Below are 16,585 nucleotides of genomic sequence, written 5' to 3' on the forward strand. Positions count from 1 at the left end.
GTCTGCCTTTCCCCGTTCTTGTACATATCACTGAATATTCTGCCCCTTTTGCCCGCTGCCAGGCCCTTTGCGGCATTCTGCGCCTTTCACTCTCGCGCAATGAAGGCTAGCAAGCCCCGAAAGTGCTGCTCCCTGTCTGGAGCGCGCCGGGCTAAACTGGAAGAGATCGGAACTTCATGCTGAAACGCTTTGCCGGATGGTGGATCGCCGGGCCTGCAACGCTGGCGGTTCTGGTATTCTTGGTGCTGCCGGTGGCCGCCACCATTGCTACGACCTTCGGCGAGGACGGCGGCATCTTTGCGCCCTACATCGCATTCTTCAACAGCGGCTTCCGCCGCACCGTGCTCTGGCGAACCATCGAGATCTCGCTGGCAACGACCGCCATCTCGCTCGTCGTCGGTTTTCTCACCGCCTATGTGGTGTCGAAGACTCCTGGCAAGCTGAAGAGCCTTTTGATCATCGCCGCCGTTTTCCCGCTGCTGACCGGCGTCGTCGTCCGCTCCTTCGCCTGGCTGATCATCCTGGGCAAGAACGGCATCCTCAACAACTTCCTCGTCGGCATCGGCGCGGTCTCCGAGCCGCTTCCGATGCTCTACACCCAGGGCTCGGTCATCGTCGCCATGGTCTATCTGTTCGTGCCGCTGATGATCCTGACGCTCGTCGGCGTGCTGGAGAACATCCCCGACGACGTCGTCCAGGCCTCGTCGTCGCTTGGCGCCACGCCGGCAGCGACCTTCCGGCAGGTCATCCTGCCGCTCGCCGTACCCGGCCTCATCGTTGGTGCCGTGCTCGTCTTCACTGGCTCCTTCACCGCCTACGCCACGCCCCAGCTTCTCGGTGGCGAGCGCCAGATGGTGATGGGCACGCTGATGTACCAGCGTGCCATGGTGTCGTTCGATTGGGTCGGCGCCTCCACAATCGCAGCAATCATGGTGGTGATCACTGTCACCGTGGTTCTTGCCATGAGCCGCGTTGCGCGGCGTCTCAACCCGATGGCGACATGATGACCAGCCGTATCAATCCCCTGCTCATCCTGTTCACCGTCCTGGTCTACATCTTCCTGATGGGGCCGCTGATCATCGTGCTTGGCGCGTCGGTCAGCGACACCACCTACCTGACCTTCCCGCCGCAGGGCCTGACACTGCGCTGGTTCGAGAACATCTTCGAAATCAGCGCCTTCCGGCGCACCATCATCACCAGCCTCGAACTCGCTTTCCTAGCGACCGGGCTGGCGCTGCTGGTCGGCATCCCCGCCGCCTATGCGCTCAACCGCTACCGCATCAAGCTGCCGTCCTGGCTGTCGACAGTCTTCGTGCTGCCGATCCTGGTGCCAGAGATCGTGCTCGGCTTCTCGCTGCTGAAGTCGGTTGCGGTGGGCATGCAGACGCCGATCTTCCTGACGCTGCTCGTCGGCCACATGCTTCTGGTGCTGCCCTATTGCGTGCGTGTCGTCTCGGCGAGCCTCGCCTCTTTCGACTTTTCAATCGAGGAAGCCGCCGTCAGCCTCGGCAGCCCGCCGGCGAAGACGTTCTTCACCATCGTGCTGCCCAATGTGCGCTCGGGTGTGATTGCCGCCTTCATCCTGGCTTTCATCACCTCGATCAACGACGTGTCGACGTCGCTGTTTCTCACCGGTCCCGGCGTTTCGACGCTGCCGATCCAGATCCTCGCCCATGTCGAGCAGTTCTTCGACCCGACGATCGCGTCGGTGTCGGTGCTGCTGATGCTGCTGACCGTCGCAGTCATGGCCATCGTCGAGCGTACGCTCGGCCTCACCTTCCTTGCGAAATAGACCAATGACCCAGGCACTTACTGTCCAGAATCTCACCGCTCACTACGGCGCCACCAAGGTGCTGGAGGACCTGTCGCTGTCGGTCGGCAAAGGCGAGCTCGTCTCGCTGCTCGGCGCCTCGGGTTGTGGCAAGACGACGACGCTGCGCCTCATTGCCGGCTTCCTCGAACCGACCTCCGGCTCGATCCGCCTCGGCGACAAGGACCTGACCCGGTTGCCCGCCTACAAGCGCGACATCGGCCTGGTGTTCCAGAACTACGCGCTGTTCCCGCATCTCAGCGTGCTCGACAATGTCGGCTTCGGCCTGAAGCAACGCGGTGTGGCCCCTGCCGATCGCGAGAAGCGCGCCAAGGCGATGCTAGAACGCGTCGGCCTGTCCCAGCTCGCCGACCGCCTGCCTGGCGCGCTGTCGGGCGGCCAGAAGCAGCGCGTGGCGCTCGCCCGCGCACTCGTCATCGAGCCGCCGCTCCTGATGTTCGATGAGCCGCTGTCCAACCTCGACGCCAAGCTGCGCGTCGACATGCGCGTCGAGATCCGCCAACTGCAGCGCGCCAACGGCACCACCTCGGTCTACGTCACCCACGACCAGGAAGAGGCGTTCTCGATCTCCGACCGCGTCGCCATCATGAATGCCGGCCGCATCATGCAGTTCGATACGCCCGAGACGCTGTACCAGCGCCCGGCCAATGCGTTCGTCGCCCGCTTCGTCGGCTTCGAGAACCTGGTGCCGATGAAGGTTGCGGCGCGCGACGGCGCGACCGTGTCGGCCGTCACCGAGGACGGTTCGCAGCTCAAGCTGTCGCAGGACCGCTTCGGCGCGATCCCCGATGCGTTCGTGCTTGCCGCACGCGCGGACGGCCTGTCCGTCTCGACCGACGCCAACGCCGAAGGCATCCCGGCGACGCTCGGTCTGCGCACCTATCTTGGCCGGGCCTACCAGTACCAGGCCGACACTGCTGCCGGCCAACTGATCGCCAACGGCTCGCTGTCGGCGCCGCTGGAGCCGGGCGCCCAGGCCAAGCTTGTGCCCGTGCCCGACCAGTGCTGCGTGCTGAAGCCGGAGTGAGCCGAGGAGCGACCATGTCCATCCTCATCACCAACGCGACCGTCCTGCCCTGCACCGAGGACATGCCCGTCATCGACAGGGGCTGGGTCCACGTCGAGGGCGACATCATCAAGGCCGTTGGCGGGGGCGATGCCCATGAGATCGCCGGCGCGGAAATCGTCGATGCCGACGGCGATCTCGTTATGCCCGGTATCGTCAACCCGCATTGCCACATGGCGATGACACTGTTCCGTGGTTTGGGCGAAGACGTCGATGACCGGCTCTACCGCTACATTCTGCCCTTGGAGCGCAAGTTCGTGCGGCCCGAGGCGGTGCGTGCCGGCACGGCCCTGGCGGCGCTCGAACTGATCGAGGGCGGCGTCACGTCGGTCGCCGACATGTATTACTTCGAGGCCGAGGTCGCCCGGATCGTCGCCCAATCAGGCATCCGCGGCGTGCTCGGCCAGACCATCGCCGACTTCGACCCGCCGGATCACAAGTCGGTCGATGAGGGTTTCGCGCTGACCGAAGCGCTGGTCGCCGAATTTTCCGGCCACAACAGAGTCATCCCCTCGATCGCGCCGCATGCACCCTACTCGACCGGCATGGCGACCATGGAGCGCATCGCACGTTGGGCGGACGATCATCCCGATGTGCCCGTGCAGATGCATCTTGCCGAGAGCGACCAGGAGATGGAGTGGGCTGAGAAGACCCACGGCATGCGACCGGTCGAGGTGGTGGAGAAAGCGGGACTCCTGCGTAAGGGCCTGATCTGCGCCCACTGCCTGCATGTCGACGCATCGGACATCGAGCGCATGGCCCATGCCCAAGTCTGCGTCGCCCACAACGCCCGCTCCAACGGCAAGGCTGGGCGCGGCATCGCACCCGTTGAAGCGATGCGCAAGGCCGGCATTCCCGTGGGTATCTCGACCGATGGCGCGATGAGCGGCAACACGCTCGACCTGTTCTCGCAGTTCGCCCCGGTGTCGATGTTCGCTAAGCTCCTGGGCCACAGCCGCAAGCCGATGGCCTCGGTCGACGTCGTGCGCATGGCAACCCGCGATGGCGCGAAGGTGCTCGGGCTGGACGCAAAAGTCGGTTCGCTCGAACCGGGCAAGCAGGCCGACCTCATCCGCGTCAGCTTGGCCTCACCGCGCCAGCAACCTATCTACGACATCTACTCGACGCTGGTCTTCGCCACCATGCCGACCGATGTGCAGGACGTCATGGTGGGCGGCGACTGGCTGATGCGCGACCGCAAGGTGCTGAGCCTCGAACGCAAGAAGGTGCTGCGCGACGCCCTGCAGGTGGCGCAGAGCTTCAAGGCCGAGATGGCCCGTATCGACGCTGCGGGCTGATCAGCCGCGGACGAGCGTCCGACAAATACAGGGAAGGACAACATCATGAACAGATCAGAAGCCTCGGCGCAGCTCGACAAGGTGCTTGCTAATGTCGACGCCAATATTGACGGCAGCCTGGAGCGTCTCTTCGACCTGATCCGCATCCCTTCCGTGTCGACCGATCCTGCGCATGCTGAGGACTGTAAGCGCGCCGCCGAATGGCTGACGAAAGAGCTCGGCTCGTTGGGGTTCGACGCCTCGGTGCGTCCGACCGCGAGACATCCCATGGTGGTCGGCCACGACCGCACGGGGAAAGGGCCGCACGTGCTGTTCTACGGCCACTACGATGTCCAGCCGGTCGATCCGCTCAATCTGTGGCACTCCGATCCGTTCGAGCCGAAGCTGGTGCCTCAGCCCGACGGCGAGACCCACATCGTTGCCCGTGGCGCCTCCGACGACAAGGGCCAGTTGCTCACCTTCGTCGAGGCGTGCCGCGCGTGGAAAGCCATCACCGGCAGCTTGCCGATCCAGGTGTCGGTGCTGTTCGAGGGCGAGGAGGAGATTTCGAGCCCTAGCCTGCCGCCCTTCCTCGACATGACCGGCGCCGAGCTCAAGGCCGACGTCGTACTCGTCTGCGACACCGACATGTGGGACGCCGAGACGCCCGCAGTCACCACCATGCTGCGCGGCGTGTTGAAGGAGGAGATCGTCATCTCCTGCTCCAACCGCGACCTGCATTCGGGCATCTACGGCAACGCCGCGCGCAACCCGCTCCAGGTGCTGTCCGACATCATCTCCAGCCTGCGGACATCAGACGGCGGTGTTGCTGTCGCCGGCTTCTATGACGGTGTCCGCGAACTGCCCGATGCCATCAAGGCGCAGTGGCAGCGCCTGCCTTTCGACGACAAGGGCTTTCTGGGCGACATCGGCCTGTCGGTCCCCGCCGGCGAAAACGGCCGCTCCGTGCTCGAGCAGGTCTGGGCGCGCCCGAGTTGCGAAATCCACGGCATCATTGGCGGCTACACCGAGGAAGGCTTCAAGACCGTCATCCCGGCCAAGGCGCAGTCCAAGATTTCGTTCCGCCTCGTCGCCGGCCAGGATCCCCAGAAGATCCGCGACGCCTTCCGCGCCCACGTCCGCGCCCGCATCCCGGCCGACTGCTCGGTCGAGTTCATCGACCACGGCGCAAGTGCCGCGACCGTCATGCCGATCGACGGCGATTTTCTCGGAAAGGCGCTCGGCGCGCTGACCGAGGAATGGGAGCGCGAGGCGGCCGTCGCCGGCAGTGGCGGCTCGATCCCGATCGTCTCCGCTTTCAAGGAAAAGCTCGGCATGGATTCGCTGCTGATCGGCTTCGCGCGCTTCGACAACCGCATCCACAGCCCGAACGAGAAATACGACCTGTCGAGCTTCCGTAAGGGTATCCGTTCCTGGGCGCGGATTCTCGCGGCGTTTGCGGACAACAAGGGCTGAGGTTGCCGGGCGGGCGCGTTCTTTGAGGCTCGCCCGCCGATGGTTTTCGTGACCGGATGAAGGGGTTTACGGGCTCGCACCTCAGGATGAGGGGCGGCGCTGATATCCCTGACGGTGAGGGCGCTTTCGAGCGCTTCCGCCTCAGTAGCCCTCATGGTTCGACAGGCTCACCAGGAGGTGCAGCGCAGTTCGCTACCAAACCACCTTGTGGCTCTCGCCCGTCTGCACGTTCACGAACCCCTCGGGCACGGCATCGGTCGGCGCAACCAGCACCCAGCGCCACGGCGCGCAGGTGAGGGTGGCGAACTGCAGGCGCTCGGGAAAGCCGGGAAACCAGCGCGGTGAAAACGTCGGCTCGTAGAGCCAGTCGATCTTGTTGGCTTCGGCGTAGAGCGTTTCCATCTCGGCATCGAGCGCCTCGGCGGGACGATTGGTCATCAGGCCGCCGACCTCGTAATGCACGTCGGCCACCACCTTGCCGCCCGTCACCAGTGCCCAGCCGCCCTGGTTTTCCGAGATGCGGTTGACCACTTCGGCCATGGCCGCGTCAGACGAGCCGACCACCCAGATGTTGTGCTGATCGTGCGCCACCGTGCAGCCCACCGCCGTGTCGGGCGTTTTCGGCCCGCAGCCGAGCCAGAACATTTTTGCGACGCGGCCCTTGCCCGAATAGCGGTCGACGACGGCGAATTTGGTGATGTTGCGGTTGCTGTCGCGCTGCACGGCGCCATCGGCAACGGCAAGTTCCGTGGTGATGAAATTGTCGTCCCAATGGAACGGGCGCAGCAGTGCCACCTGCATCGTCGCACGGCCCGGTTCGGCAGATATGGCGAAGTCAGCGGCGGTGAGCTTGCGGCCGACATTGACCGTCTTCGTTGCCCAGTCGGGCCAGTCGATGGCAGGCAGGTTGCCGGTAAAACGCTTGCCCTCGGACACCTGTTCGCCGTCGGCCCAGACCTCCGCGATCGACACGGTCGCCGCCTTGTCGAGCAGCACCATATCGGCGAAGCGGCCGGGGGCGATGGAGCCGACGAAGGGTGTCAGCCGCATGTGCCGCGCCGGGTTGATCGACACGCACTGGTAGGCGATTTCAGGCGCCAGGCCGCTTTCGATGGCGAGGCGGACATTGTGGTCGGTCGCGCCCATCTTCAGCGTGTCGGAGGCGCTGCGGTCGTCGGTGGCGAAGGCCACCTGGCTCCAGTCGCGCAGGCCGCGTTCGAGCAGGCCCTTGATGATGTCGGGCATCGAATGTGGCCTGATCTCGACGAAGATGCCGCGCCGAAGCTTGTCCCACGCTTCCTCGGGCGTCCATGCCTCGTGGTCGGAGGACAGGCCGGCGGCGGAAAACGCATTGATCGACGGCAGGTCGCGCAGGCCCGCGCCATGACCCTCGACCACGCCGCGCTTCTCGAAGGTCGCCTGGATCATGCCCCAGAGCCGGCCATAGGACGGGTTCTCGGGGTTCCACACCGCAGGCCAGTCCATGACCTCGTCGAGGCCGGCGACCATGGTGCTTTCGCCGAGAAAGCCGATCTGCTCGGCATAACCGAAATGGCCGCCGCCGCCTTCATAGGCCGTCGGCGGCACGGCCGAGCCGGGCAGCGGGAAAATCTTCATCGGCGAGCCGGCGCGGCGCGCCGTCAGCCAGAATTCGAGATTGTTCGGTCCGTTGACGTTGGAGAATTCGTGGCTCGCCTCACACGTCCAGGTGTTGCCGCGCGGCATGACCAGCGCGGCCTCGTGTTCTGGTGTCAAATGCGAGCTTTCGATGTGCTTGTGCACCTCGCCGAAGCCCGGCACAGCCGAAAGATGGGTGCGGTCGATGGTCTCGCGCGCCGTGCCCGAAAAGCTGCCAGCGGGGCCGACGTAAGCGATGCGGCGGCCGCGGATCGCGATCTCGCAATCGTCCATCCAGGTGCCGGTGTGCACGTCGAGCACGCGGCCGAGCTGGACGAGGCGGTCGGCCTCGCGCTTGCCGAGGGCAACGAGGACAAGGTCCTGACGTATCAGGATTTCGTCGGCGGGATCGATGAGGAGATCGGCGGGCAGGGGAGCTGTCGTGGTCATGGCCTCGCCTCTACTGCATCGCCCGCGAAATCGGAACCCGTTTCCGCTGGGCCAGCATAAGGCAAGTTTGATCGAGAGGCGCTGGTGCAAGCATTTCGGCTTGATTCCTCCGATGCGATGATGTGAAGCCAGCGGACTCTATTTGGAATGAAAGGTCGCGCCATGCAGCTGAAGCCTACCCGCAAGGTGATCATCGACACCGATCCCGGCATCGACGATGCGGTGGCGATCCTTTTGGCTCTGAAGTCGGCCGAGTTCGACGTCATCGGCATCACCACCGTCGCCGGCAACATCGGCATCGCCACCACCACACGCAATGCCGGCCGCATCCTGGCGCTCGAAGGCCGCGTCGACGTGCCTGTCGTCGCCGGAGCTTCCGGGCCGCTGTCGCGGAAAGGTTTCGACACCGCCGACATCCACGGCAATGACGGCCTCGGCGGCGTGGCTTTCCCCGATGCGCTTTCACAGCCCGTGTCTGGCGACGCCGTAACATGGCTGCGAGACACGCTGGTGGCCGCCGAGGCTGGCAGCATCGACATCCTTGCGCTTGGCCCGCTCAGCAACATCGCCCGCCTTGTCTCCGAGCATCCGGATGCGGCCAAGCGCATAGGCCGCGTCATCGCCATGGGTGGCGCGGTCTACGAGCCGGGCAACATCGGCCCGCGCGCCGAGTTCAACATCGCCGCTGACCCTGAGGCCGCCGAGATCGCCTTCGCCGCCGGGCTCGACATGACACTGATCCCACTCGACGTTACCCGCAAGGTCCGCGCCACGCGCGACGACACCGCCATGCTTCAGGCCTCTGATGTGCCAGCGGCCGTTGCCTCCGGGGCATTGATCGACGCCTACTTCCAGTCGACCACGGGCGGCGAGAGCCGGCCGCTGCACGACCCCTGCGTGATGTTGCTGGCGCTGGATGAGGCGCTGTTCGGCTGCGAGACGCTGAAGCTCGCGGTCGACACCGGCACCACGCGTGACGCTGGGGCGCTGACGGTTTCAGACGATGGTGCTGCGGTTTCGGTGGCGCTGAAGGTTGAGAGCGCGGCAGTGTTGAAGCTGCTCTATGACAGGCTAAAGGCGGAGTAGCGCTTCATCATCCCAGACGCCGGAGGGAAGGGCAGCAATTCGGGATCTATGCGACGGACAGAGGGATTTGGCACCGAGAGCGTCGCCGGGCCCAACCGATCCCCTTACTTGCGTTGTCCGGCTGTTGGCCTCGCGCCCTAAGGCGCGAGGTCCTGCTCCACCAGTGTCGTCCAGAACCTGACGCCGCTCGCCAGTGCGTCGTCATTGAAGTCGTAGCGGCTGTTGTGGTGGAGGGCGCCGTCGACGGCGGGGCCGTTGCCGAGCCAGACATAGGCGCCCGGAACCTCCTGGCTGAACATGGCAAAGTCGTCGCCGGCGGTCGACGGCGGAAACTCGGTCATCACCTTGTCGATGCCGAGTGCCGCCTGGGCCGCTGCCAGCGCCCGGCGTGTCGCGTCTTTGTCGTTCACGACAGGAGGCATCTGCCTGAAGTAGCGGTACTCCGCCTCGATCCCGTAGAGCTTCGCCGAGCCCTCGGCCAGCGCGCCGATCTCTTCTTCCAGCTGGTCGCGCACGGCGGCCGAATAGGCGCGTGACGTGCCGCCGATCTTCACCAGATCGGGGATGACGTTGAGTGCTTCGAAGCTGCCGGCTTCCATGGCGCAGGCGCTGACCACCGCCGGCTGCAGCGGATCGACACGGCGCGCGACGATGGTGTGGAGCGCGGTTAGGAACTGGCCGGCTGATGTCATCGCGTCACGGCCGAGATGCGGCTTGGCGCCATGGGTGCCGATGCCCTTGAAGGTGACGGTCCAGCGGTCGGACGAAGCGAGCTGCGGACCCGCCACGACAGCCATGCTGTCGGCCGCGATACCGGGCATGTTGTGCAGGCCATAGACGGCGTCGACGGGGAACTGGCTGAAGAAGCCATCCTCGATCATCGCTTTGGCGCCGCCACGGCCTTCCTCGGCCGGCTGGAAGATGAAATGCACCGTGCCGGAAAAGTTCTTGCGGCGGGCGAGCTCGCGGGCGGCGCCCAGCAGCATGACGGTGTGGCCGTCATGGCCGCAGGCGTGCATCTTGCCCGATACGGTCGACTTGTAGGCGCGCTCCTCTGCCATTTCGGGCATTGCGAGCGCGTCCATGTCGGCGCGCAGCGCGATGCGGCGCGAGCCCTCGCCAAGCTTGAGCGTGCCGACGACGCCGGTCTTGCCGAGGCCTGCCTGCACCGCGATGCCGGCTTCGGCCAGCATCTTCTGGACGATGGCAGAGGTGCGCACCTCCTCGAAGCCAAGCTCGGGATGGGCGTGGATGTCGCGGCGCAGCGCCGTCAGCATCTCGATTTCGCCCTTGTCGTGCCCGGCCGTCGATGTCATCACGCAAACTCCGTTCGGCCCGTCTCATCAATCCGTAGCGCCCAGGGCCATCGGCGCCGCATGTCCCCTTCTGCAACAGAAAGGCCCGTTGTGCCACTCGCTCCGCATCAATTCTGGCAGACAGTTTTTCCCGCGGGCACATTCGACGCCGCACCTGTCGACGGCTTCAGCGACCTCTATCCGGCCTTGCTGCCCGACGGGCGCCAGATCGCGCTGCCCGTCCGCGTGTTGCCGGGCGACGGCAGCCGGGCGGTTGCCTCGATGATCGTCAACCAGGCCAGTTTTGCCGTCGAGGACGCGCTGTCGGATGCGATGGCAGCGCATGCCGGTGCCTATGCGCCCGAAATCGTCATCGGCGTGCCGACGCTCGGCCTGCCGCTGGCCAATGGCGTTGCCCGCCGTCTCGGCCATGAGCGCATGGTGGCGCTCGGGACGTCCAGAAAATTCTGGTACAGCGAGGAGCTGTCGGAGCCGATGAGTTCGATCACCAGCCCGCAGCACGCCAAGCGGCTCTATCTCGACCCGCGCATGCTGCCGCTGCTCGAGGGCAGGCGGGTTCTTGTCGTCGACGATGTCATAAGCTCCGGCACCTCGATGCTGGCGGTGCTGAAGCTGTTGGAGAAGGCGAACATCAGGCCGGTGGCGGCTGTCTTCGGCATGCTGCAGGGAGATGTCTGGCGGCAGGCGATCAGGGAATTCGACGCCGGTTTTGTTTCGCATGTCCATGGCGCCATCGCTTCGCCACGGCTGGCGCGCACCGCGCAGGGCAAGTGGCTGCCCATTCAGACCTGAAAACGCGCGTTTGGCCGCATCGGGCCTGCGTCAGCTGACCGTGTTTTCCTTGCTTTCGCAATCGCGGCCGCCCTGGCCACTCGGCTTCGGGCAGTTCTCGCCGGTGCAGTCCTGCGACGACTGTGCGTGCGCCTTGGCGATGGGCGCAAGCGATGCGACCGGAAGCAGGCCGGCGATGGAAAAGGCGAGGATCAGCAGGCGCATTTCGCTTTCCTTTCCGTGTGTTCAGGGCAGGTAACGCCTGGCAGATCGGTTGCTTTTTGAGGCGTACCGGACAGCGCAGCGAAGCTGAGCATACCCTAATGTTTCGGAGTGCGGAACAAAGGTACATGCATGTCCATGCATGAGCCATGTTTCAGCCCTTCCGCATTTGCATTTGCGGTTGTTGCGATTTCCGTCTAAGGCCAAGCCCATGCTGCACCTGCCAGAGAAACTGCTCGCCGGTTACCGCAACTTCATGACCGGCCGTTATGCGGCCGAGACTGACCATTACCGATCCTTGGCCCGCGAAGGGCAGACCCCCGAGACCATGGTCATCGCCTGCTGCGATTCGCGTGCAGCGCCCGAGACCATCTTCGAGGCCGGACCAGGTGAACTCTTCGTCGTCCGCAACGTCGCCAATCTGGTTCCGCCCTATTCGCCCGACGGCGAGTTCCACTCGACCTCGGCCGCACTCGAATTCGCGGTGCAGGCGCTCAAGGTCAAGAACATCGTCGTCATGGGCCACGGCCGCTGTGGCGGTATCCGTGCTGCGCTCGACCCCAACATGGCGCCGCTGTCTCCGGGTGACTTCATCGGCAAGTGGATGAGCCTCGTCGCGCCCGCCGCCGAGAACGTCGCCAGCAATTCGATGATGACCCAGACCGAACGCCAGACTGCGCTCGAGCGCATCTCGATCCGTTATTCCATCGCCAATCTGCGCACCTTCCCTTGCGTGAAGATCCTCGAGCAGAAGGGCAAGCTGGAGCTTTTCGGCGCCTGGTTCGACATCTCCACCGGCGAGTTGTGGAGCATGGATCGCGAAACCGGCGATTTCGAGCGTTCGCCCATCACCTGATCGTTTGGCCTCATGCCCAGGGCTTGAGTCGATTGCAGGCTTCGGCTTAGCCTCGCGAACGGGTGACACTGTCGCCCGTTCGCGAGGAGCATGTTCATGACAGTCGTCCCTACGCCCGTGCCCATGCGCCATCAACTCGACGGGCGTCACCGCCAGATGTTCATCGGCGGCAGCTGGGTGGATGCGGCCTCAGGCGAGCGTTTCGAAACGCGCAATCCTGCCACTGGCGAAGTTATCGCCACCGTCCCGCGCGGCGGCAAGCAAGACATCGAACGCGCCGTGGCTGCGGCCCGAACTGCCTTCGACGGACCGTGGAGCCGCTTCAAGCCGCATGAGCGGCAGAAGCTGCTGCTGCGCATCGCCGATCTGTTCGAACGGCACTGGGACGAAATCTGCGTCTCCGACACCACCGACATGGGCCTGCCCATCGCCAGGGCGCGTGCCAATGCCAACCGGGTGCTCGGCATGCTGCGCTTTTATGCCGGCATGGCCACCGCCATCCATGGCCAGACGATAGAGAACTCACTGCCTGGCGACATCGTCTCCTACACCACGAAGGAACCTGTCGGCGTGGTCGGCGCCATCATTCCATGGAATGCGCCGACGGCCGCCTCGGTCTGGAAGATCGGTCCGGCTCTGGCCACCGGTTGCACGATCGTGCTCAAGCCGTCGGAGGAAGCGCCGCTGACCCCGCTGCTGATTGCCGAACTGATGGCAGAAGCGGGTGTACCTGACGGCGTCGTCAACATCGTCACTGGCACTGGCCAGCAGGCAGGAGCGCCGCTGGCCGAGCACATGGATGTCGACAAGATCGTTTTCACCGGCTCGACCGCAACCGGCCAGAGTATCCTCCGCGCCTCGGCCGGCAACCTCAAGCGTGTCTCGCTGGAACTCGGCGGCAAGTCGCCTGTCATCGTCTGCGCCGATGCCGATCTTGAGCGGGCCGTGCCGGTCGCTGCCATGTCGGTCTTTGCCAATTCCGGCCAGATCTGCATTGCTGGCTCGCGCCTGTTCGTGGCCCGGCCGATCCACGACGACTTCGTCGAGCGTCTCGCCGCCTATGCCAAGCGCCTGCGCATCGGCGATGGCATCGACCCCACGACCGAGATCGGCCCACTGATTTCGGCGCGCCAGTTCGAGCGGGTGCAAGGCTATCTGCGTTCGGGCGCAGAGGAGGGCGCGCAGCTCGTCGCCGGCGGCGAACGGCTGACGCAAGGCGCGCTCGCAAAAGGCCATTTCGTCGCCCCGACCGTCTTCGCAGGCGTCTCCGACACCATGACGATCGCGCGCGAGGAGATTTTCGGCCCGGTCATCTCTGCGTTGCCCTTTGACACGCTCGACGAGGTGATGACGCGCGCCAACGACACGCCATATGGGCTCGCGGCAGGGGTGTTCACGCGGGACCTGTCGACCGCGCACCAGCTGTCGCGCCGCCTGCGTGCCGGTTCGGTGTGGGTCAACACCTACCACGCCATCGACCCGGCCATGCCCTTCGGCGGATACAAGATGAGCGGCTACGGCCGAGAGGGCGGTATCGAGCACGTCGACGAGTACCTCAACACCAAGGGTGTGTTCATCCGCATCGACTAAGCGTTTCGCTCAATCCATCAGCTGGTAGTCGTAGAGCTTGCGGTAAAGGCCGTTGGCCTTGATGAGGTCGGTGTGGCGACCCTGCTCGGCGACCCGGCCCTTGTCCATGACCACGATGTTGTCGGCCTGATGAACGGTCGAAAGCCGGTGGGCGATGGCAATGGTGGTACGCCCCTCGGACAACAGGGCCAGCGCGTCGCGGAACAATGCCTCGGACTCGGCGTCGAGCGCGCTCGTCGCTTCGTCGAGCAGGAGGATGTTGGCGTCGCGCAGGATGGCGCGGGCGATCGACAGCCGCTGCTTTTGCCCGCCCGACAGGAAGGCGCCGTTTTCGCCGACCTGGGTGTCGTAGCCCTTAGGCAGCTCCATGATGAAGTTATGTGCGTTGGCGGCCTTGGCTGCTGCGATCGCGTCTTCCTCGGTGGCGCCTTCGCGGCCGAGCTGGATGTTGTGCAGAATCGTGCCGGAGAACAGGAACGTGTCCTGGCTGACATAGGCGATGCGGTCACGCAGTGAATGCAGCGTCGCCTGGGCGATGTCCTGGCCGTCGAAGGCAACTGCGCCGCCGTCGGGGTCGTACATGCGCATGATCAGGTTCATGACCGTCGACTTGCCGCTGCCGGAGGGGCCGACGAGTGCGGTCATCTTGCCGGGCGGAAAGAGGATGTCGAGCTCACGCAGCACCGGCTCACCGTTACGGTATGAGAAGCTGACGTCCTTGAACTCGACTTGTCCGGGGCCGGCGGCCAGTGCCATGGCGCCAGGCTGTTCGGTGAGGGTGAGCGGCCGGTCGGCCAGCTCGAACATCATTCGCACGCCGATGAGGCCGCTTTCGAGCGAAACGCGAACGCGCGCCAAGCGCTTGGCCGGTTCGTAGGCGAGCAGAAGTGCCGTGATGAAGGCCATGATCGCGCCGGGCGTCTGGCCGCCCTGGATGACCAGGAAGCCGCTGACCAGCACGACGCCGGCGATGGCGAGGCCGGCGAGCGTTTCCATGATCGGGCTGGTGCCGGCCTCCAGCGCGGCAATCGAGTTGGCGCGCCTTTCGACGTCCGACACGGCCTTGTGCATGCGGCCGCGCATCAACTGCTCGAGGTTGAAGGATTTGACGATGCGCACGCCCACCGTCGTCTCCTGCATCACCTGGACGATCTGGGCGAGCGACAGGAACTCGGCCTCCATGATCTTGCGCACCCGGCGCAGGATTTGATTGACGCCATAGATGGCGATCGGCCCGACGATGAAGGCGACGAGCGACAGCACCGGTTGCTGGAACACCATCACGGCGATGAGCCCGAGCAAGGTGAACAGGTCGCGCACGAAGGATGTGACGACGAGGTCGAGCACCGCGCGCGCCGCCTGGGCGTTGTGGGTTACGCGGGTGATGAGGTCGGCCGAAGGCATCGAATGGTAGAAAGAGATGCCTTGGGCCAGGATGCGGTCGTAGATCCGGCGCTGGCGTTCGGCAATGATGGCATTGCCGACGCGGCTGAGATAGAGCGCCTGTACGAAGGTGGCGATGCCCTTGGTGATGAAGATCGCCGCCACGGCCGCAGCGATCAGGTAGACTTGGTTGATGTCCCTGCCGATCACGAACTCGTCGGTGATGTGCTTCATGACGAGCGCGCTGGCCGCCGTCATGCCGGCGGTCACCAGCATCGCGGCAATAGCCACGCCATAACCGAATGCGTGCTTGCGGAACGACTCCTGCACCAATCTCCATATCAGCAGGTGATTCTGTGTCGGACGAAAAAATCGAGCCAAATCAATAGGTCCCTGGGCCGCTGTCGTGCGTGCGGATATGTTAAGGGACGGACAGGCCTTCGGAAACCGCCAGCCGTCCGCATCGGACGTTCAATCACAGCCGCGAGAACGCGGTGGACAGGCCGGGCAGGGCCGATTGCTGCCATATACGATTTCGCTTACGTTGACCAAACGATAAAAAACACGTCTTCCAAAAAGCATGCACAACCAGCCAGAGGTGGATAGAATGCAAAGCAATTCCAACAATTCGGGCATTTCCAGACGCACCCTGATCAAGGCTGCCGGCGCGTCCGCCGCGGTTGCAGCCGTGGGGCTGCCGGTCCGCCTGTTTGCCGCCGATCCGATCAAGGTCGCCGCCGTCTACACCGTTCCGGTTGAACAGCAGTGGGTCAGCCGCATCCACAAGGCGGCCAATGCCGCCAAGGACCGTGGCGACATCGAATATGTCTATTCGGAAAACACCGCCAACAACGACTATGAGCGCGTCATGCGCGAATATTGCGAGGCCGGCCACAAGCTGATCCTCGGCGAGGTCTTCGGCGTCGAGGACGCCGCCCGTGCGGTCGCCAAGGACTATCCCGGCGTCGCCTTCCTGATGGGCTCGAGCTTCAAGCCCGATGCCGCCGTGCCGAACTTCTCGGTCTTCGACAACTACATCCAGGACGCCTCCTATCTCTCGGGCCTCGTTGCCGGCGCCATGACCAAGTCGAAGAACATCGGCATGGTCGGCGGCTATCCGATCCCCGAGGTCAACCGCCTGATGAACGCCTTCATGGCCGGTGTGAAGGAAGTGGCTCCCGACACCAAGTTCCAGGTTGCCTTCATCGGCTCGTGGTTCGATCCGCCCAAGGCCAAGGAAACTGCCTTCGCCCAGATAGACGGTGGCGCCGACCTGCTCTACGCCGAGCGTTTTGGTGTCTCCGATGCGGCGAAGGAAAAGGGCAAGCTGGCCATCGGCAACGTCATCGACACCCAGGCCGATTATCCCGAAACCGTGGTTGCCTCGGCGCTCTGGCACTTCGAGCCGACGCTCGACAAGGCGATTGCAGAGGTTAAGGCGGGCACCTTCAAGGCCGAGGACTACGGCGTCTATTCCTTCATGAAAAATGGGGGCTCGTCGCTGGCGCCGCTCGGCACCTTCGAAGGCAAGGTGCCCGACGAGATCAAGGCCAAGATCGCCGAGAAGGAAAAGGCGATCAAGGACGGATCGTTCACCGTCGAGATCAACGACGCCGAGCCAAAGTCGAGCTGATGACAGCGTTC

14 protein-coding genes are annotated in these 16,585 nt (G+C 64.5%); 10 read left to right on the top strand and 4 right to left on the bottom strand.

Annotated elements, in window-relative coordinates; genetic code table 11:
* Window positions 1-179 precede the first annotated feature (179 nt).
* From NDO48_RS14970 to NDO48_RS14990, 5 genes are read left to right on the top strand one after another with little or no spacing between them, the layout of a single operon-like run.
* Window positions 180-1,004, top strand: coding sequence for an ABC transporter permease (locus NDO48_RS14970; RefSeq protein ID WP_267321746.1), 825 nt, complete (start codon window positions 180-182; stop codon window positions 1,002-1,004).
* Complete coding sequence (locus NDO48_RS14975) at window positions 1,001-1,792, top strand: ABC transporter permease (RefSeq protein ID WP_040456004.1); 792 nt, start codon at window positions 1,001-1,003, stop codon at window positions 1,790-1,792. The genes NDO48_RS14970 and NDO48_RS14975 overlap by 4 nt, the downstream gene beginning before the upstream one ends.
* 4 nt (window positions 1,793-1,796) lie before the next feature.
* Entirely contained in the window at window positions 1,797-2,858 is a 1,062-nt protein-coding gene (locus NDO48_RS14980) for an ABC transporter ATP-binding protein (protein WP_267321720.1), read from the top strand.
* Between the two features lie 14 nt (window positions 2,859-2,872).
* The gene (locus NDO48_RS14985) at window positions 2,873-4,195 is read left to right on the top strand and encodes an amidohydrolase (protein WP_267321721.1); all 1,323 of its coding nucleotides are present in this window, start codon (window positions 2,873-2,875) and stop codon (window positions 4,193-4,195) included.
* Window positions 4,196-4,240: 45 nt separating this feature from the next.
* The gene (locus NDO48_RS14990) at window positions 4,241-5,650 is read left to right on the top strand and encodes a M20/M25/M40 family metallo-hydrolase (RefSeq protein WP_267321722.1); all 1,410 of its coding nucleotides are present in this window, start codon (window positions 4,241-4,243) and stop codon (window positions 5,648-5,650) included.
* Between the two features lie 192 nt (window positions 5,651-5,842).
* Here NDO48_RS14990 and NDO48_RS14995 read toward each other — a convergent pair whose 3' ends face one another.
* Window positions 5,843-7,717, bottom strand: a complete 1,875-nt coding sequence (locus NDO48_RS14995; protein WP_267321723.1) for an adenine deaminase — start codon at window positions 7,715-7,717, stop codon at window positions 5,843-5,845.
* 162 nt (window positions 7,718-7,879) lie between these two features.
* Here NDO48_RS14995 and NDO48_RS15000 point away from each other — a divergent pair, with 162 nt between their 5' ends.
* Window positions 7,880-8,803, top strand: a complete 924-nt coding sequence (locus NDO48_RS15000) for a nucleoside hydrolase (RefSeq protein WP_267321724.1) — start codon at window positions 7,880-7,882, stop codon at window positions 8,801-8,803.
* 137 nt (window positions 8,804-8,940) lie between these two features.
* Here the strand turns inward: NDO48_RS15000 and NDO48_RS15005 are convergent, their stop codons facing one another.
* A complete protein-coding gene (locus NDO48_RS15005) occupies window positions 8,941-10,119 on the bottom strand; it encodes a M20 aminoacylase family protein (protein WP_267321725.1) in 1,179 nt (392 codons plus the stop codon).
* 90 nt (window positions 10,120-10,209) lie between these two features.
* Between NDO48_RS15005 and NDO48_RS15010 the strand changes: the two genes are divergently transcribed.
* Entirely contained in the window at window positions 10,210-10,911 is a 702-nt protein-coding gene (locus tag NDO48_RS15010; protein WP_267321726.1) for a phosphoribosyltransferase, read from the top strand.
* A 30-nt stretch (window positions 10,912-10,941) separates the two neighbouring features.
* Here NDO48_RS15010 and NDO48_RS15015 read toward each other — a convergent pair whose 3' ends face one another.
* Window positions 10,942-11,115 carry a hypothetical protein gene (locus NDO48_RS15015; RefSeq protein WP_018426352.1) on the bottom strand — a complete coding sequence of 58 codons (174 nt, stop codon included), beginning with the start codon at window positions 11,113-11,115 and terminating at the stop codon, window positions 10,942-10,944.
* 208 nt (window positions 11,116-11,323) lie between these two features.
* On the opposite strand from NDO48_RS15015, the gene NDO48_RS15020 reads away from it, so the two are divergent.
* Entirely contained in the window at window positions 11,324-11,968 is a 645-nt protein-coding gene (locus tag NDO48_RS15020) for a carbonic anhydrase (RefSeq protein ID WP_018426353.1), read from the top strand.
* A gap of 96 nt (window positions 11,969-12,064) precedes the next feature.
* On the top strand, window positions 12,065-13,558 hold the full coding sequence (locus tag NDO48_RS15025) for an aldehyde dehydrogenase family protein (protein ID WP_267321727.1): 1,494 nt from the start codon (window positions 12,065-12,067) through the stop codon (window positions 13,556-13,558).
* A gap of 9 nt (window positions 13,559-13,567) precedes the next feature.
* Here NDO48_RS15025 and NDO48_RS15030 read toward each other — a convergent pair whose 3' ends face one another.
* On the bottom strand, window positions 13,568-15,322 hold the full coding sequence (locus tag NDO48_RS15030) for an ABC transporter ATP-binding protein (RefSeq protein ID WP_026226851.1): 1,755 nt from the start codon (window positions 15,320-15,322) through the stop codon (window positions 13,568-13,570).
* Window positions 15,323-15,548: 226 nt separating this feature from the next.
* On the opposite strand from NDO48_RS15030, the gene NDO48_RS15035 reads away from it, so the two are divergent.
* Window positions 15,549-16,574 (top strand): BMP family protein, encoded by a 1,026-nt coding sequence (locus tag NDO48_RS15035; RefSeq protein ID WP_267321728.1) that lies wholly within the window; start codon window positions 15,549-15,551, stop codon window positions 16,572-16,574.
* Window positions 16,575-16,585: the final 11 nt, after the last annotated feature.

The sequence above is a fragment of the Aminobacter sp. MET-1 genome (assembly GCF_026521175.1).
Lineage (GTDB): Bacteria > Pseudomonadota > Alphaproteobacteria > Rhizobiales > Rhizobiaceae > Aminobacter.